Genomic DNA, 14256 nt, shown 5'->3' on the forward strand with positions numbered 1-14256 from the left:
CATATTGTCGAGCCATACCTTGGAGTCCGGGTTCGGCCAGCTCGCATTGCGGCCACCCCAGGGAGATTCCTCTTCCGGCATGGGGGTGCGCATGGAGGCAGGGCAGTTTGTTTCGAGCCACTCCCTCACTTCCTGGCGGAACGTTTCGAGCGCTTCCATTAGATCCTCGCTGATATTGAGTTCTTGTCTGGGTGACACTTTATCAGCCGCCGCCCGGGCGGCAAATCTTACGGAAGCGGGACGGCTGTTCAGATCTGTGGTTCGCGCGTCCCGAGCATGACAACGGTTTCCGGCTCGCGGCCCGCGGCGAGGGAATCGAGGTTTCGGGCGATGGATTCCCAGCGGCGAAGATCTGCGCCGACCGTATGGGCGGAGCAGTGCGGCGTCATGATGAGATTGTCCAGCTCATGGAAGGGGAATCTCGACGGGCGGGGCGAGGCCTCCGGCGTGCCGCCGGGGAGCGGGCGGTTCGGGTAGATGTACCAGGTGTCGATCACCGCCCCCGCGATCTGCCGGTTCGCCAATGCGTTATAGAGTGCCTCTTCCTCCGCGACCGGGCCGCGCGCGACATTGACGATCACGGCTTCCGGTTTCATCTGTGCGAACGCAGCCGCGTCGAAGGCGTGGCGGGTTTCGTTGTTGAGGTCGCAGGCAAGCGCGATGTAATCGCTCTCCGCCAGCAGGCGGGGCATATCCTCCCGTGTGCCGATCCAGTCGAGGTTTTCGGGCGTTGTGTCACGAGGGGAGCGGGCGATTGCGCAAACCTTCATGCCGAAGGCGCGGGCGCGTTTCGCCGTCTCTTTCGAGATGTTGCCATAACCGAAAAGCCCGAGCGTCTTGCCGTAAACTTCGCCATGGAGCGAGCCCGGATCGCGGTTCGCGCCCTGATATTTCCAGGAGCCTTCGCGGAAACTAGCGTCGAGCCTGCGGAAACCGATCTCCCATTCCAGCAGGCTCGCGACGATGAACTCCGCCATGGTCTGCTCGTGTCCCAGCGCATTGCAGACGAGGCAGCCCTCGGGCACGCCTTCGGGTTTCATCCAGTCATAGCCTGCGAAGGGAATCTGGAAGAGTTTGAGTTTTTCTGCCTTGGGGATGAGCTGGAACGCACCGCCTGAGACGAGTGTGTCGGAGCCGACGACGATGGCATCGGCATCGCCTACCAGCGCCTCGCCCTTGTCCACCGGATCGTCGGGGAGCCAGAGGCCGATCTCCCAGTCGCTTGTCAGGCAGGCTTTCAGATGATCCAGATTGTCGGCGCAGGTCTGGCCGAGCAGGGCAAGTTTCATAAGGCGGGCTTTCGGTCTAGTCGGCGAGGTAGTCGCGAACCTCGGGCTGCTCTTTCAGTTGCCGTGCCCATTTGCGCAACACGCCATAGACCCGCGGTTCCTCGACGCCCAACTGTACCATGGCGACGCCGCCATTCACGCTTTCGCGGTAATCGGCGATGAGCCCGTCCTTCAGTTCGAAGCGGCTCATGCCGTCGATCACGACCTTGTTGCCTTCATATTCGGGCACTTTGGAGGTGAATTTCGAGAGCGACCAGGCATAGCCGAGATCGCCGTTGCAGACGGGATCGAACATCCGCCAGTCATAATCGCCCGCGTCGCGATGGAACATATGCGACATCATATGCGCGATCTCTTCGCGGCCTTTGTGATCGCCATAGATGTAGTCGTGATAGACGGCATCTTCGGTGAAACAGGCCGCGAAGGCTTGCCCGTCGCCAGCATTGGCAGCGGCGCAGAAACGGGCAAGCAGTTTCGCGAATTCGTCCTGCGTCATCAGGCAGGCACTCCAAGTTCGTCCTTGGCGAAGGCGGTCACGGACTTGTAGTCCGCCTTGCCGTTGGGCGCGCGGAAGGGAACGGCATTGCCGACCAGCACGCGCTTGGGCGTCTTGTAGCCTGCCAGGCTTTCGCGGACATGGACGCGGATGGCTTCCTCGTCGAACTGTGCGCCTTGCGCAAGGTGGATGACGGCGGTCACGGCCTGTCCCCATTTCTCGTCGGGAATGCCGACCACCAGCGCATCTTCCACGTCGGGGTGGAGCTTCAGCACTTCCTCGACTTCTTCCGGGTAGACCTTTTCACCGGCCGTGTTGATGCAGACCGAGCCGCGGCCCAGCAGCGTCAGCGTGCCGTCCGGTTCCACCAGGCACCAGTCGCCGGGAATGGAATAGCGTTCGCCCCTGACGGTCTTGAAGGTCTTGGCGCTCTTTTCCGGGTCCTTGTAGTAGCCGAGCGGAATGGGCTCGCCCAGTGCGATGAAGCCCGGCTTGCCGGAGCCGGGTTCCACCGGCTCGTCTTGTTCGTCGAAGACCTTGCAGCGTTCGCCGATCTGGAAGCTCGCCGTATTGATTTCGCCGTCCTTCGTCATCAGCGAGGAGCCGAGGCCGACGGCCTCCGAGGCGCCGAAGCTGTCGGTCATGATGGCTTCGGGCATGTATTCCAGCAGGCCCTTCTTCACGTCGCGGCTCCACATCACGCCGGAGGAGACGATGGTCGCGATGGAGGAGAGGTCGTAGGCGCCGGGCTTTTCCTGCAGCGCGCGCAGCATGGGCTTGGCGAAAGCGTCGCCCACGATGGAGAGCGAGTTCACCTTGTTGCGGTCCACCGCTTCCCACATTTCATGCGGCTCGAAGGAGGGCGCATCCAGCGTCACCACGCAGCCGCCGCTGACGATGGTGCCCAGCGCGGTCAGCAGGCCGGTGCCGTGCATGAGCGGGCAGGCCGGGATCATGGTCTGGCCGGGGCCTTCGGTGCGGATGGCCTCGATCAATTCGGGCATGGTTTCAGGCGCCGGGCCGAGGCGGCGCAGCGCGGAAAGCTGGGTCTCGCGCAGCGCGTTATGCGTCCACATCACGCCTTTCGGCATGCCGGTCGTGCCGCCGGTATAGATGAAGAGCATGTCGTCGGGGGAGCGCTTGATGTCGAGCTTTTCGCCGCTGCCGGTGGTGGCGAGCTTTTCGTAGTTTTCCGCGAAGGAGGCGATCGGCGCATCGGCGCTTTCGGCCACTTCGATGAAAAGCTTCACCTTGGTGAGTTGCGGACGGATTTCCTCGATGATGTCCCGGAATTCCGATCCATAGACGACCACGGTCGCGTCGGAATTGTCGAAGATGTAAAGGACTTCGCCCGCCTTGTAGCGGTAGTTCACGTTCACATGCGTCAGCTGCGCCTTGAAGCAGGCCATCAGCAGTTCGCTGTATTCGGGGCGGTTGCGCATATAGAAGGCGCATTTGTCGCCGGGCTCGATGCCGCGATCCAGCATGGCGCGGCCAAGATTGTTGGAGCGTTTGGTCGCTTCTCCCCAGGTGATAACGCGGTCGCCATGAATGAGGGCAGGGGCGTCCTGCGGCAGCTCAGGCGAGATTGCGTCGAGAATGTCCCCGAAATTCCAGGCCATTTTATTCCTCCCAAAAACTTGTTCTTGCCGGGAGCGGAATTCGTGCCCGCTTCCCTGATTTCTTTGGGCGCCATGATAACGGGAATCGAGGCGGCGTCATCTCCATCTTGCTTTCAGGAATGTCAGCAATGGGCAGTTGCCCCAACAAAAAAGGCGGCGCCCGAAAGCGCCGCCCGATTTCTTGCCGATGAAGCCGGATTATTCGGCGGCCGTCATCTTGTCGAGGGAGTAGGCGCCGCCCTCCTGGCCGTTCAGCTTCATGAGGTACTTGATGCCTTCCTCGGCGATGTCGTCGCCGCCCATCCGGTCGCCCTCGCCGTAAAGCTCCTTCATGTCGATGAAGGCGGCATAGTTCATGGAGGTGCGGTCGGTGATGATGCCGGCCTTGAGAAGGGTCTTGATCAACACACGGAAGATGTTGGTGGATTCCTGCATCTCGTCGCGGATGTTGGCGTCCGTCATGGCTTCCATGAAAGCGCCCTGCACCCATTCCCAGTCGAGGCCCACGGCTTCGTAGATGTGCTTCTTCTGCTCGGGCGAGCCGAGATTGAAGAGCAGCACCTGGAAGACTTCCCAGGCCCAGTCCTCGATCGCGTCGCGCTGCTCGGGCGCGAGCTTCGGAATGGTGCGGTCGGCCCAGATCTTGCCGAACTTGTGATGGAAGGCCTCGTCCGTCATGGTCAGCTGCATCAGGTGCACCATGAGCGGGTCGCGACCGGACTTGTAGAAGGTCGCGAAGGCGCCCATGGCGAGGCCTTCAACCAGCATCTGCATGCCCACGATCTTCTTCCAGACGAGCGGCGAGTTGACGATGTCCGTGAGGATGTCGCCGAGGGCCGGGCCGACGGCCACGGGCTTGCCCCAGCGGGCCTTGATATAGTTGGAGAAGCCGGCCACATGGCGCGCTTCTTCGCGCGTCTGGTTGGCGGCGTATTCCTGCGCGCCCGGATCCTTCAGGATGTGGCAGAGGCTGGCGGACAGCGCGAGGGCGCCCGCTTCACCGTGTAGGATCGAGGAAAGCGACCACTGCGTGTCGAGATTGACGAGCTTGATCTTCTGCTTCTCGTCGAGCTTGTCGCCGACGGCGGTCTTCAGGTCGGCGAAGAGGTCGGGGTCGACGAGATACTCGTTCTCCATGTCGAACGGCTGGGAGAAATCGATGTATTTCGTGTCTTGCGGATCCCAGAAATGGTCATGGGTCGCGGAAATGATCTTGTCGAATGCGGTGGAGCGCTTGCCGTAGCGGTCCACTTCCATCATGGCGCCGAAATCGTCGGGGGCGACTGCCTCATAGGCGTCGTCGACGGTGATGTTGGTGGTGATCTTGCTGGTCATGGTTCTCCTGCCCTATTGCGTATGCAAAGACGCCCGGCGCGAAAGCCGGCTCCTCCCCGCTCGCGTTCTGGTCTCTAAAAACACTATAAAGGTAGAGGTTAATGGATGCAAAAAATAGTGACGCATATGTCATTTTTTGTATCCGGCGCGGTTCGCGTGGCGGAAAACAAAGGGAAAAGAGGGCTGGATGTCGGGAAATTTCGTGGAAACGAGCCATGGGCGCATCGCCTATGCCGAAAGCGGGGGGCAGGGCCCGGCTGTTTTGATGGTGCATGGCAACTCCTCGGCGAAGGAGATTTTCGCCCGCCAGTTCGATAGCGAGCTCGGCGCGAAGTACCGTCTCATCGCCATGGACCTGCCCGGGCATGGCGAGAGCGAGAATGCGCGCGATCCCTCCCAGACCTATTCCATTCACGGGTTTGCCGATGCGGCGATGGAATTTCTCGACAATCTGGGCGTCGGCAAGGCGGTCATCATCGGCTGGTCGCTGGGCGGGCATATCGCGCTGGAAATGATGGCACGCTGGCCGGGCGCGCAGGGCGCCTGGATCACGGGGACGCCGCCGACCGGCGCGTCTGCGGAAGACATGATGGCGGCCTTCCTGCCGTCCGATGAAATGGGCTTCACCTTCAAGCCCGAATTCACGCCGGATGAAGCGCGCCAGCAGGCGCATAACGGTATCGGCACGCATATGCCGCTGGAAGACTGGATGGTGGCCGCCGCGATCCGGGCGGATGGCCGCTTCCGTCCCATGATGATGGAAAGCGCCGTGGCCGGGCTCGACATGGACGAGAAGGAAATCGTCGCCACTTCGCCGCTCCCGCTGGCGGTGGTCACGGGCGAAAAAGAGCCCTTCGTGAATAATGAATATCTTGTCGGACTGACCTACCGGAACCTCTGGGAGGGCAAGGTGCATGTGCTGGCCGGTCTTGGCCACACGCCCTTCTGGGAGGCGCCGGAGATCATCAATCCGATGATCGGGCGGTTCCTCGGCGAGGTGACCGGCTAGCCGCGGCCCGCAATTCGTCGTCTTCCGCCTTGTGGACGGTCAACGACCGCCGGGGCGCTGGCCCGACATAACCCTCTTTGGCCAGAATGGTGTGCTCATCCGTCAGAGCCGCCAGAACGCGATCGTAGAGCAGCTCGGCGGTGAGCGGTTTGGCCAGATAGTCGGTGACGCCGTCGATACGCGCCTGGTCGACGGTCGCCTGACCGAGATGGCCCGAGATCATCAGAATCGGCACAGCCGGTTTCGCATCGGACGGGTCGCACGCATTGCGAATGCGGCGTGTCATTTCATAGCCGTTCATCGGGGCCATGGCGCCGTCGGTGATGACGAGATCGGGGGTGTGGGCGGCGAAGGCGGCAAGTCCGGATCGGCCGTCATGCGCCTCGACGATTTCGCCGATGCCCATGCTTTCCAGAAGCGCCACGACAAGGCGCCGCATTTCGCTGCTGTCTTCGACGACGAGAATTTTCAGCCCGGCGAAGAGGTCGGATACGCTTTCCGTCATCCCGCGGCGAGCCTGGTCTGGTTCATCGTCGCCATGATCAGGTTTTCGAGGGCCCGCAGCGTTTCGGAGGCAAGGTTGGGATCGCTGTCCGGGTTCTTCAGCGCTTCGCGGATCGCTTCCACGTGAAAGCGGATGATGCTGTTTTCCAGCGGCCCGATATTGTCGTGTCCCTCGATATAGGTGCAGAGCAGATTGGCAAAGCGGCCGACCAGCGGGCGCCCGAAGGTGCCGGCGAGACCGCGAATGTCATGGGCGATGGTGTAGAGGTCGGCGGCGGACCGGGCATCGCCGTTGGCGGCCGGGTCGGACAATTCGATCAGGCGCGTTACCTGCTCGGAAAGAGCCTCGGCATATTTCGATTCCAGGCTCTTGATGGTGTCCTGCATCTTTTCGAGGACGCGCGGATCGAGGCGCACAGGGTCGGTGATGTCCTGGCCCAGCTTGCGTTTGGCGATCGAGGGCACCTTCAGGATGCGCGTCTCGCCCTTTTGCGATGCTTTGATGAGGTCGTTCTCCGACATATCCGGATTTCCTAGAGCAAGGTGACCTGCGGGGCGGCTGCCTGCCGCCGGTCCACACCCTCGAAGGGCGTATCGCGGCGGCGGCGGTCCGGGCCGCGATAGGTGTCGGTTTCGATGAAGGCGCGGGGATAGCACACGACTTCGGCAAGCCGCCGATAGAGGGTGGCCGCGGAGATGGGTTTGGAGAGGAACGCGGTGATGCCGGCATCGCGCGCTTTTTCAACGGATGCGACGTCGGTATGGCCCGAGACCATGATAATGGGCGCGGTGCTCATCTCCGTGCAGTCGATGGCGCGAAGCCGCTTTACCAGATCGAAGCCGTCGCCCGGTTCCATGGCGGCATCGGTAATGACGACGTCGGGCCTGTGGCGCCTGTAGAGGTCCAGCCCCTCTTCGCCATTCGCGCCGAGAAATGTTTTCCCGACCTCGAGCGCATTCAGCAGCCCCAGCAGCAATTGCCGCATATAGGCGCTGTCATCCACCACCAATACGCTGATTGGCTCGAATAAGGATTGTGCCGTCATACCCCACCTGCGCAGTGCCGCATCGCGTTCCGGCGGTTGCCGGTGCCCTCGCGAATACGTCAGCTTCAACAGCGCGACGATAGAACGGATTGGTTAACAAAGGGCGGACGTAAGGTTACCCCTTCGTTTACATATCCCCTCAGGCGTTGGCGGTGACGAGCCAGACCGAACCGTTCAGGACCACGCCGCGGTCGGTATTGTGGGCGGCCAGTGCCTTGCGGACGGCGCCTATGGCCTTTTCGCGGGCGGTGTCGTCCAGGTCGACGAAAAGGCGTGAGAAGGGGCCGACCTCGAGCGATTGATGAAGCGCATCCTCCACCGCGTCGCCTGCGTCGCTGTCGGTCCGGCCCATCGTCATTTCCGCATCGAGTTGATCGATGGAGATATCGCCGAAGCCCGCGCCCGACAGGATGGCGTTCACGCGGTCCTTGTCCTGAAAGGCGAAGGGACCCGGCGCGCCGGGTGCGGGCGGTTCTGGGGCTTCGACATGTTCGAGGGCGGCAAAGAGCGGGACATGAAACCAGCTGTTTTCGGTCAGCGGACGCCAGCAGACGAAGGCCAGCCGTCCGCCCGGCTTCATCGTGCCATGCAGATGGGCGAAGGCGGCGTCTGGATCGGCAAAGAACATCACGCCGAAACGTGAGGCCAGCATGTCGAAACCGGGACCGTCGAAGATGTGGCTGGATGCGTCGGCGAGCAGGAATTCGGCGGGATTGTTTTCCGCCGCCGCCAATGCGCGCGCATGTTCGATCATGGGGCGGGAGACGTCGACGCCGAGCGCCAGGCCTTCCTTGCCGGTGCGTTCGGCGATGGCGCGCGTGGTGACACCGCAGCCGCAGCCGATATCGATCGCACGCTCGCCTTTCTCAGGTGCGAGGGTTTCGATCACGGCTTGAGAGTAGGGCGCGAGAACGCGGTCCATACGCGCCTGATTGGCGACCCATTTTTCGCCGCTGCGGCCGTTCCAGTATTTGATCTGGTCGTCATTGGACAGGCTTGTCTGCTCGCTCATATCTACGCGCTCCCGATGTGTTTCTTGCGCGCAGCCTAGACCGTTTTCCGGCGAGGTGGAAACATCTGCCGGATCGGGATCTGCTCCTGGACGGCGGGAGCGGGGAGGCGAGGATGAAACGCTCAGTCCCGTTCGTCGGGATCGGGGTCATATGGATCGGAAGGGGCGGGCAGAAGCTCGTTGTCGAGGATCAACGTTTCGTCCGCGTCCTCGCCCTGATCGGCACCCTGGTCCTGATGTTGCGCTGCGAGTTCAGCGGCTTCGCCCACGCGCCGGTTCAGCCGCTCGGCCAGCGCCTGCAGCTTGTCTTCGACGGCGCTCATGTTTTCGTCCATCGCATCGGGGGCGCGCAGCGTTTCGTTCAGCGCGGTCTCGCCATCGTCGTCGATCTGCAATTCGTCTTCCGGCGTATCGGCCCCCGTCGGGACGCTGGAATCGATGTTCCGTTCGCCGGCTTCGTGGCGCAGGGCCTCGATGCGCTCGGCCACAAGCGAGGCATGGTCGGCCAGGGCCGCAGCGGCATTTTCGGTGACATCGCGGGCGCGGTCGATTTCGCAGAGGATCATGTCGATCTCTTCATCGTGCTCGAATGCGCTGCGGGGCGGGGAGAGGGAAAGGCCCTCGGCGGATGTGGTGAGATTGACGAGGGGGACGGCAAGGCCGCGGCGCCCTTCGGTATCCAGGATGATTTCGAAGCTTACCGGATGCCGGGGAGAGCGCCGCCCGGCAATCAGGTTGATCCGGTTATGCGATGCGGACCCGACAATCGCGTCGATTTCGCTTCGGAGGTCGTCATAGCGCCCGGCAAGGAGCGCCCGGCGGCCGGGATCGTCGCTGCGCGCGGCATCCGCCGCGAGATCGGCGGCTTCGCGCAGCAGATCGCTCACGGCGTCGATGGCCAGCACGGCGGTTTCCACGGTGGAAAGCGAGGTCGCGATTCGCTGGCCGAGTTCGGCGGCGGAAACAGAGCCGCTATGGCGCGAGGTGCCGCGCAGGGCCCGATCCATGGCCTCCCGCGTCGCCCGGGGCGTTGCCTCGGTCGGTTCGGTTTCTCTTTGCCGTGCCCTGAAGCGCGAGAAAATCTTCATATCGTCAACTGCCCCTTGAGCAGATTTTCCTGACTAGATTGAGCCGCTTTGCGATCCGATCTAGTCAGGAAAATCTGCTCGTCACTTATCGTTCGGACCGTTTTCCGAACCGGCAGGTGTTTCCACCTGACTGGAAAACGGTCGGGCCGCGCACCCTCGCAAAGCCCGGCTCCCGGCGGTGGGAATTCACAGCCAGTAGCCGGGAAAGAGGCTAGCGTGGAGATAGTTGACGAGTGCTGAATGCGGGATTGTCTTTCTTGCGCTACGCTCACACTCATGTCCCGGATCCGGCAATTCGCTTTCAAGCGCCTTTTCAGTCCCGCGGCGCGCCTTTACTGGCGGCTGACACGGCCGCTGACCGCGGGGGTGCGGGCACTTGTCCGCGATGAGGAGGGGCGCATTCTTCTGGTCCGCCATACCTATCTCGCGGGCTGGTATCTGCCGGGGGGCGGGGTGGACCGCTCCGAGACCATGCATCAGGCTGTCCGCCGCGAATTGCAGGAAGAAACGGGACTTATCCTGCATGGCCAGGCCCGGCTTATGGGGATTTATGCCAATTTCCGGGAGTTCAAATCGGATCATGTGGCCTTGTTCGACATAGAAAGCGATGCCTGGGAGCGTGGCGCCTGGGCGCCCGACCGGGAGATTGCCGAATGGGATTTCTTTGCGCTGGACCGTTTGCCCGAAGATGTGTCGCCGGGTACGCGGCGGCGGATCGGCGAGGCGGTCGAAGGGGCGGAGCCGGACGAGTTCTGGTGATTGATCGCCGGTCCGGCCATGCTCTGCTGAAAAGAAGGAGGGGGAATATGAAAACGCTGATCGGTATTTTTCTTGCGATGGTCGTTTCGGTATCCGTTCTGGCGCCGGGACCGGCGTTTGCGCAGGATGAGGTCGATTGGGCGGCGCTGCCGACCGACAAGGCAGAGCTGGACGCCCTCGACACGAAACAATTGCGGATGCTTCGCGCCTCGGTGCGCTATTGCGAGGATTTCGGGCGCGAGAACCACCGCAACACGGCCTGCGTGTTTCTCGATCTCGACCGGTCCGTCAGGCAGTCCGGCGATGCGGCGCTGAAGGCCTATCATTTTGGCATGTCGCGCATGGACCGCTATAGCGAGGCCCGCAATCGCGGTGCGGTCGTGAACCGGCTGCTCCTTATGCGCGATAAGGCGCTTGCGGCCGACTAGCTTTCGAAACGGTCGCGGTCATGCGGCGCGTCGAGGTCGAGCACGGGCCCGGCGGGGATGATGCCTGTCGGGTTGATGTGGCGATGGCTCGCGTAATAGTGCCGCTTGATGTGGCCGATATTGACCGTCTCCTTCACGCCCGGCACCTGATAGAGGTCGCGCAGATAGTTCGACAGGTTCGGATAGTCGGCAATGCGGCGGATATTGCATTTGAAATGGCCGACATAGACGGGATCGAACCGGACCAGCGTCGGGAAAAGCCGCCAATCAGCTTCCGTCGGACGGTTGCCGGTCAGATAGCGCCGGTGTGACAAACGCTCGTCCAGCCGGTCGAGTTCTTCGAAAAGCGCGGTGACAGCTTCTTTGTAAGCGTCCTGCGTCGTCGCAAAGCCCGCCTTGTAGACCCCGTTATTGATCTTGTCGTAGATGGATGCGTTCAGCGTATCGATTTCCTCGTGCGATCCGTCGGGATAGAAGTCGAGATCCGCGTCGACGCCTTCCAGCCCGTCGAAAGCCGAGTTCAGCATGCGAATGATGTCGGCTGATTCATTGCTGACGATGGTGCCGGTCTCCTTGTCCCAGAGGACGGGCACCGTCACACGGCCCGAATAGTCGGGGTCGGCAAGCTGGTAGACCTCGTAGAGTCGTGTCTTGCCATTGATCGTATCGGGCGTGGTGTCGTCGTCGCTATTCTTCAGCGTCCAGCCTTCATCCAGCATCAGCGGATCGACCACGTTCAGCGAAATCTTGTCGTCAAGGCCTTTGAGCTTGCGGAAGATGAGCGTGCGATGCGCCCAGGGGCAGGCGAACGAGACATAGAGGTGATAGCGACCGGCTTCCGCCTTGAAGCCCGGCTTGCCGGTGGGGCCGGCGCGGCCATCCGCCGTTACCCAGTTGCGAAAGGTGGAGGAGGGGCGCTGGAAGCGTCCCTCGCTCGTTTTGGCAATGGTTTCCTCGGTCTTCCATTCGCCGTCGACAAGCTGTCCCATTTCGCGCTCCTATCTGTCCTGCGCTTCGTTTCAGGTTGTGGCGGGCGGTATGTCCACCAGCACGATTTCGGCATCTTCTGCGGCCTCGATGACGAGTTTTTCGACATCGCGGATCGCCGCGCCTGCGCGTTCGGGCACATGCACACCGTTTACGGTCACGCTGCCTTTCGAGGGCACGAGATAGAGATAGCGCTCCTTGCCCGTTTCATGGGTCACCGCATTTCCGGCGGTAAGCGTGGCACCCAGTACCTCGGCATCCGCCGCGATCCAGAGAGCGTCCGCCGGGGCGTCCGGTTTGCCGCTGGCCAGCCGCGCGAGCTTTCCTTCGCGCGTGCCTTCGGGAAACGCCGCCTGCTCCCAGCGGGGAGCGATGCCGGGGCGGTTGGTTTCGATCCAGATCTGGAAGAGCGTCGTTTCTTCGTCTTCCAGGTTCCATTCCTCGTGCCGCACGCCCTTGCCTGCCGACATCACCTGAACGTCGCCCGCTTTCGTGCGGCCTTCATTGTTCATGTGGTCGCGATGGGTGATTGCGCCTTTGCGCACGAAAGTGACGATCTCCATGTCGCGATGGCCATGCGGGGGGAAACCCGTTTTCGGCGCGATGCGGTCGTCGTTCCAGACGCGAAGCGCACCCCAGCCCATCCGCGCAGCGTCGTGATACTGCCCGAAGGAAAAATGATGCCGGGCGTCCAGCCAGCCATGGTCGGCATGCCCGAGGCTTTCGAAATCGCGAATTTCGATCATGACCTTGTTCCTCTCTCCTCCCGAATGACGGGGACCGCCACGCGCCCCTTTATGCAATACGGGGGAGGGACGCGTGGCGGGCTGTACCTTGCGGAAGTGGGGGGAGGGGGAGAGCCTTCCGCAAGGCAGGTATTTGTCAGGTCAGGCTTTCGCTAGCCTTTGAGTTTCCGGGCGATAGAGGCGACATGCGCGCCCTGCTTCCGCGCCATGGAAAGTTCCTTCTCGGACGGCTGGCGGGATCCGTCGCCGCCGGCCAGTGTCGAGGCGCCATAGGGCGATCCGCCGCGCACGTTAGAAATGTCGAAGAGTTCGTTCGCCACCGCATAGGGCAGGCCGACAATGACCATGCCGTGGTGGATCAGCGTGTTGTGGAACGAGGTGATGGTCGTCTCGTTGCCTGCGCCGGTGCCGGTGGAGGTGAAGACGCTGCCGACCTTGCCGGTGAGTGCGCCCTTGGCCCAGAGACCGCCGGTCTGGTCGAGGAAACTGCGCATCTGGCCCGTCATGTTGCCGAAGCGGGTGGGCGAGCCGAAGATCACCGCGTCATATCCGGCAAGCTCATGCGGGGCGGCCACGGGGGCTTCCTGATCGGTTTTCATGCCCGCTTCGTTCATCAGGTCTTCGGGCATGGTCTCCGGCACGCGCTTCAAATCCACGCTGACGCCGCTTTCGCTCGCCGCGCCTTCGGCCACGGCCTTGGCCATGGTTTCGATATGGCCGTAGGAGCTGTGATAGAGCACCAGAATTTTCGTTTCGTCCGCCATGTCGCTCTCCTTTGACTGGGATGTCGTTCGAGGGTGTTTCGCTCGTTGAGTGAAATGTATTTGCTTCTCCGAAAGTTCCAATCCATCATTTCCTCAATAGATTGTTTCAATGGTGAGAAAATGACGCTGGACCTCAATGCCTTCGCCGTTTTTGCGCAGGTGGTGGAGACGGGCAGTTTCACCGCCGCGGCGGAAGCTCTGCACCTGTCCAAAAGCATGGTGAGCCGTCAGGTCGCCGCGCTGGAGGAGGGGCTGGGCGTGCGCCTTCTCAATCGGACGACGCGGCGCCTCAGCGTGACCGAGGCAGGCGCGGTGGTTTACGAGCGCGCGCAGCGCATCGTGGCGGAGGCGGCGGATGCGGAGGCCTGCGTCACCCATGTGCAGGGCGCCGTGCAGGGCCGTTTGCGCGTCAACGCGCCGATGACCTTCGGGATCCGGCAATTATCGAATGTGATCCCGGAGTTTCTCGAACGCTATCCGGACCTCACCGTGGATCTCGCGCTCAACGACCGGCGCGTGGACCTCATCGAGGAAGGGTTCGACGTGTCCCTGCGCGTTTCGGAGCTGGAGGATTCAAGCCTGATCGCGCGCCAGCTTGCGCCCGTGCGCCGCTTGCTGGTGGCCGCGCCCGCCTATTTCGAAAAGCATGGCCGACCGCAAACGCCGGACGAGCTGAAGCGCCATCGCTTCATGTTCTATTCGATCCAGCCCCGACCGGAGGTCATTCGCCTTCGCTCGCCCTCCGGCAAGCGGATCGAGGTGGAGCGGGAAGGCCAGCTCTATTGCAACAATGCCGACGCCATGGTGCCGATGTTGAAGGCAGGCGGAGCCATTGGCTTCTTTCCGGATTTCATCGTCTGGGAGGAGTTGAAGGCGGGAACCCTCGAAGCGGTGATGACGGAATGGGAGGATGAGCCTTTGCGGCTTCACGCCATCTATCCGCACACGCATCTTCTGGCGCCCAAGGTCCGCGCCTTCGTGGATTTCGCCGTGGAGAAATTCGGCCCGGGCGTCGCGCCTTGGGAAGTGAAGCTATAGAGAAGGATTTAGTGATCCGGAAAAGGTCCACTTATTAGAGTCGGACTCAAAATTAATACCCATTGATTTCAAGCCCTTGCGATGAGCCTTGTGGAGCGTCGGATGGAGGCGATCAGGAGCCATGCATCGGAGG

Annotated in this window: 16 protein-coding genes; 4 read left to right on the plus strand and 12 right to left on the minus strand. The window is 62.1% G+C overall.

All coding sequences use genetic code 11. The features are described from left to right. Positions 1–248: 248 nt before the first annotated feature. The 4 genes from CMI59_RS14825 to CMI59_RS14840 form a co-directional block, all read right to left on the minus strand. On the minus strand, positions 249–1289 hold the full coding sequence (locus tag CMI59_RS14825) for a 2-hydroxyacid dehydrogenase (RefSeq protein WP_293329009.1): 1041 nt from the start codon (positions 1287–1289) through the stop codon (positions 249–251). Between the two features lie 16 nt (positions 1290–1305). Next, the gene (locus tag CMI59_RS14830; protein ID WP_293329010.1) at positions 1306–1785 is read right to left on the minus strand and encodes a nuclear transport factor 2 family protein; all 480 of its coding nucleotides are present in this window, start codon (positions 1783–1785) and stop codon (positions 1306–1308) included. Beyond that, positions 1785–3407, minus strand: coding sequence for an acyl-CoA synthetase (locus tag CMI59_RS14835; RefSeq protein ID WP_293329011.1), 1623 nt, complete (start codon positions 3405–3407; stop codon positions 1785–1787). The genes CMI59_RS14830 and CMI59_RS14835 overlap by 1 nt, the downstream gene beginning before the upstream one ends. 198 nt (positions 3408–3605) lie before the next feature. Further along, a complete protein-coding gene (locus tag CMI59_RS14840; protein WP_293329012.1) occupies positions 3606–4742 on the minus strand; it encodes a ferritin-like domain-containing protein in 1137 nt (378 codons plus the stop codon). Between the two features lie 187 nt (positions 4743–4929). Here CMI59_RS14840 and CMI59_RS14845 point away from each other — a divergent pair, with 187 nt between their 5' ends. Beyond that, positions 4930–5751: an alpha/beta hydrolase gene (locus tag CMI59_RS14845; protein WP_293329013.1), complete on the plus strand. Its 822-nt coding sequence runs from the start codon at positions 4930–4932 to the stop codon at positions 5749–5751. Here the strand turns inward: CMI59_RS14845 and CMI59_RS14850 are convergent. From CMI59_RS14850 to CMI59_RS14870, 5 genes are all read right to left on the minus strand, one after another. Further along, complete coding sequence (locus CMI59_RS14850; protein ID WP_293329014.1) at positions 5708–6256, minus strand: response regulator; 549 nt, start codon at positions 6254–6256, stop codon at positions 5708–5710. The genes CMI59_RS14845 and CMI59_RS14850 overlap by 44 nt on opposite strands. Beyond that, on the minus strand, positions 6253–6777 hold the full coding sequence (locus CMI59_RS14855; protein ID WP_293329015.1) for a hypothetical protein: 525 nt from the start codon (positions 6775–6777) through the stop codon (positions 6253–6255). The genes CMI59_RS14850 and CMI59_RS14855 overlap by 4 nt, the downstream gene beginning before the upstream one ends. 11 nt (positions 6778–6788) lie before the next feature. After that, positions 6789–7301 (minus strand): response regulator, encoded by a 513-nt coding sequence (locus tag CMI59_RS14860; RefSeq protein WP_293329016.1) that lies wholly within the window; start codon positions 7299–7301, stop codon positions 6789–6791. A 139-nt stretch (positions 7302–7440) separates the two neighbouring features. Next, positions 7441–8313, minus strand: a complete 873-nt coding sequence (locus CMI59_RS14865) for a methyltransferase domain-containing protein (RefSeq protein ID WP_293329017.1) — start codon at positions 8311–8313, stop codon at positions 7441–7443. 122 nt (positions 8314–8435) lie between these two features. After that, positions 8436–9320: a hypothetical protein gene (locus CMI59_RS14870; protein ID WP_293329018.1), complete on the minus strand. Its 885-nt coding sequence runs from the start codon at positions 9318–9320 to the stop codon at positions 8436–8438. Between the two features lie 357 nt (positions 9321–9677). Here CMI59_RS14870 and CMI59_RS14875 point away from each other — a divergent pair, with 357 nt between their 5' ends. Then, positions 9678–10160, plus strand: coding sequence for an NUDIX domain-containing protein (locus CMI59_RS14875; protein ID WP_293329019.1), 483 nt, complete (start codon positions 9678–9680; stop codon positions 10158–10160). A gap of 47 nt (positions 10161–10207) precedes the next feature. Then, positions 10208–10588: a hypothetical protein gene (locus tag CMI59_RS14880; protein ID WP_293329020.1), complete on the plus strand. Its 381-nt coding sequence runs from the start codon at positions 10208–10210 to the stop codon at positions 10586–10588. Here CMI59_RS14880 and CMI59_RS14885 read toward each other — a convergent pair. From CMI59_RS14885 to wrbA, 3 genes are all read right to left on the minus strand, one after another. After that, positions 10585–11577: a glutathione S-transferase family protein gene (locus CMI59_RS14885; protein WP_293329021.1), complete on the minus strand. Its 993-nt coding sequence runs from the start codon at positions 11575–11577 to the stop codon at positions 10585–10587. The two genes, CMI59_RS14880 and CMI59_RS14885, sit on opposite strands and share 4 nt — an antisense overlap. A 30-nt stretch (positions 11578–11607) precedes the next feature. Beyond that, positions 11608–12321 carry a pirin-like bicupin family protein gene (locus tag CMI59_RS14890; protein WP_293329022.1) on the minus strand — a complete coding sequence of 238 codons (714 nt, stop codon included), beginning with the start codon at positions 12319–12321 and terminating at the stop codon, positions 11608–11610. Between the two features lie 152 nt (positions 12322–12473). Then, positions 12474–13085: an NAD(P)H:quinone oxidoreductase gene (gene wrbA, locus CMI59_RS14895; protein WP_293329023.1), complete on the minus strand. Its 612-nt coding sequence runs from the start codon at positions 13083–13085 to the stop codon at positions 12474–12476. A gap of 120 nt (positions 13086–13205) precedes the next feature. Here wrbA and CMI59_RS14900 point away from each other — a divergent pair, with 120 nt between their 5' ends. Then, positions 13206–14123 (plus strand): LysR family transcriptional regulator, encoded by a 918-nt coding sequence (locus CMI59_RS14900; protein ID WP_293329024.1) that lies wholly within the window; start codon positions 13206–13208, stop codon positions 14121–14123. The last annotated feature ends 133 nt before the right edge of the window (positions 14124–14256 follow it).

Origin of the sequence: Parvibaculum sp. (genome assembly GCF_002684405.1) — a bacterium.
Lineage (GTDB): Bacteria > Pseudomonadota > Alphaproteobacteria > Parvibaculales > Parvibaculaceae > Parvibaculum.

Excerpts from the sequence above, each read along its gene's own strand:
- CMI59_RS14825 (WP_293329009.1), bottom strand. The coding sequence starts at position 1,289 with ATGAAACTTGCCCTGCTCGGCCAGACCTGCGCCGACAATCTGGATCAT.
- CMI59_RS14830 (WP_293329010.1), bottom strand. The coding sequence starts at position 1,785 with ATGACGCAGGACGAATTCGCGAAACTGCTTGCCCGTTTCTGCGCCGCT.
- CMI59_RS14835 (WP_293329011.1), bottom strand. The coding sequence starts at position 3,407 with ATGGCCTGGAATTTCGGGGACATTCTCGACGCAATCTCGCCTGAGCTG.
- CMI59_RS14840 (WP_293329012.1), bottom strand. The coding sequence starts at position 4,742 with ATGACCAGCAAGATCACCACCAACATCACCGTCGACGACGCCTATGAG.
- CMI59_RS14845 (WP_293329013.1), top strand. The coding sequence starts at position 4,930 with ATGTCGGGAAATTTCGTGGAAACGAGCCATGGGCGCATCGCCTATGCC.
- CMI59_RS14850 (WP_293329014.1), bottom strand. The coding sequence starts at position 6,256 with ATGACGGAAAGCGTATCCGACCTCTTCGCCGGGCTGAAAATTCTCGTC.
- CMI59_RS14855 (WP_293329015.1), bottom strand. The coding sequence starts at position 6,777 with ATGTCGGAGAACGACCTCATCAAAGCATCGCAAAAGGGCGAGACGCGC.
- CMI59_RS14860 (WP_293329016.1), bottom strand. The coding sequence starts at position 7,301 with ATGACGGCACAATCCTTATTCGAGCCAATCAGCGTATTGGTGGTGGAT.
- CMI59_RS14865 (WP_293329017.1), bottom strand. The coding sequence starts at position 8,313 with ATGAGCGAGCAGACAAGCCTGTCCAATGACGACCAGATCAAATACTGG.
- CMI59_RS14870 (WP_293329018.1), bottom strand. The coding sequence starts at position 9,320 with ATGGATCGGGCCCTGCGCGGCACCTCGCGCCATAGCGGCTCTGTTTCC.
- CMI59_RS14875 (WP_293329019.1), top strand. The coding sequence starts at position 9,678 with ATGTCCCGGATCCGGCAATTCGCTTTCAAGCGCCTTTTCAGTCCCGCG.
- CMI59_RS14880 (WP_293329020.1), top strand. The coding sequence starts at position 10,208 with ATGAAAACGCTGATCGGTATTTTTCTTGCGATGGTCGTTTCGGTATCC.
- CMI59_RS14885 (WP_293329021.1), bottom strand. The coding sequence starts at position 11,577 with ATGGGACAGCTTGTCGACGGCGAATGGAAGACCGAGGAAACCATTGCC.
- CMI59_RS14890 (WP_293329022.1), bottom strand. The coding sequence starts at position 12,321 with ATGATCGAAATTCGCGATTTCGAAAGCCTCGGGCATGCCGACCATGGC.
- wrbA (WP_293329023.1), bottom strand. The coding sequence starts at position 13,085 with ATGGCGGACGAAACGAAAATTCTGGTGCTCTATCACAGCTCCTACGGC.
- CMI59_RS14900 (WP_293329024.1), top strand. The coding sequence starts at position 13,206 with ATGACGCTGGACCTCAATGCCTTCGCCGTTTTTGCGCAGGTGGTGGAG.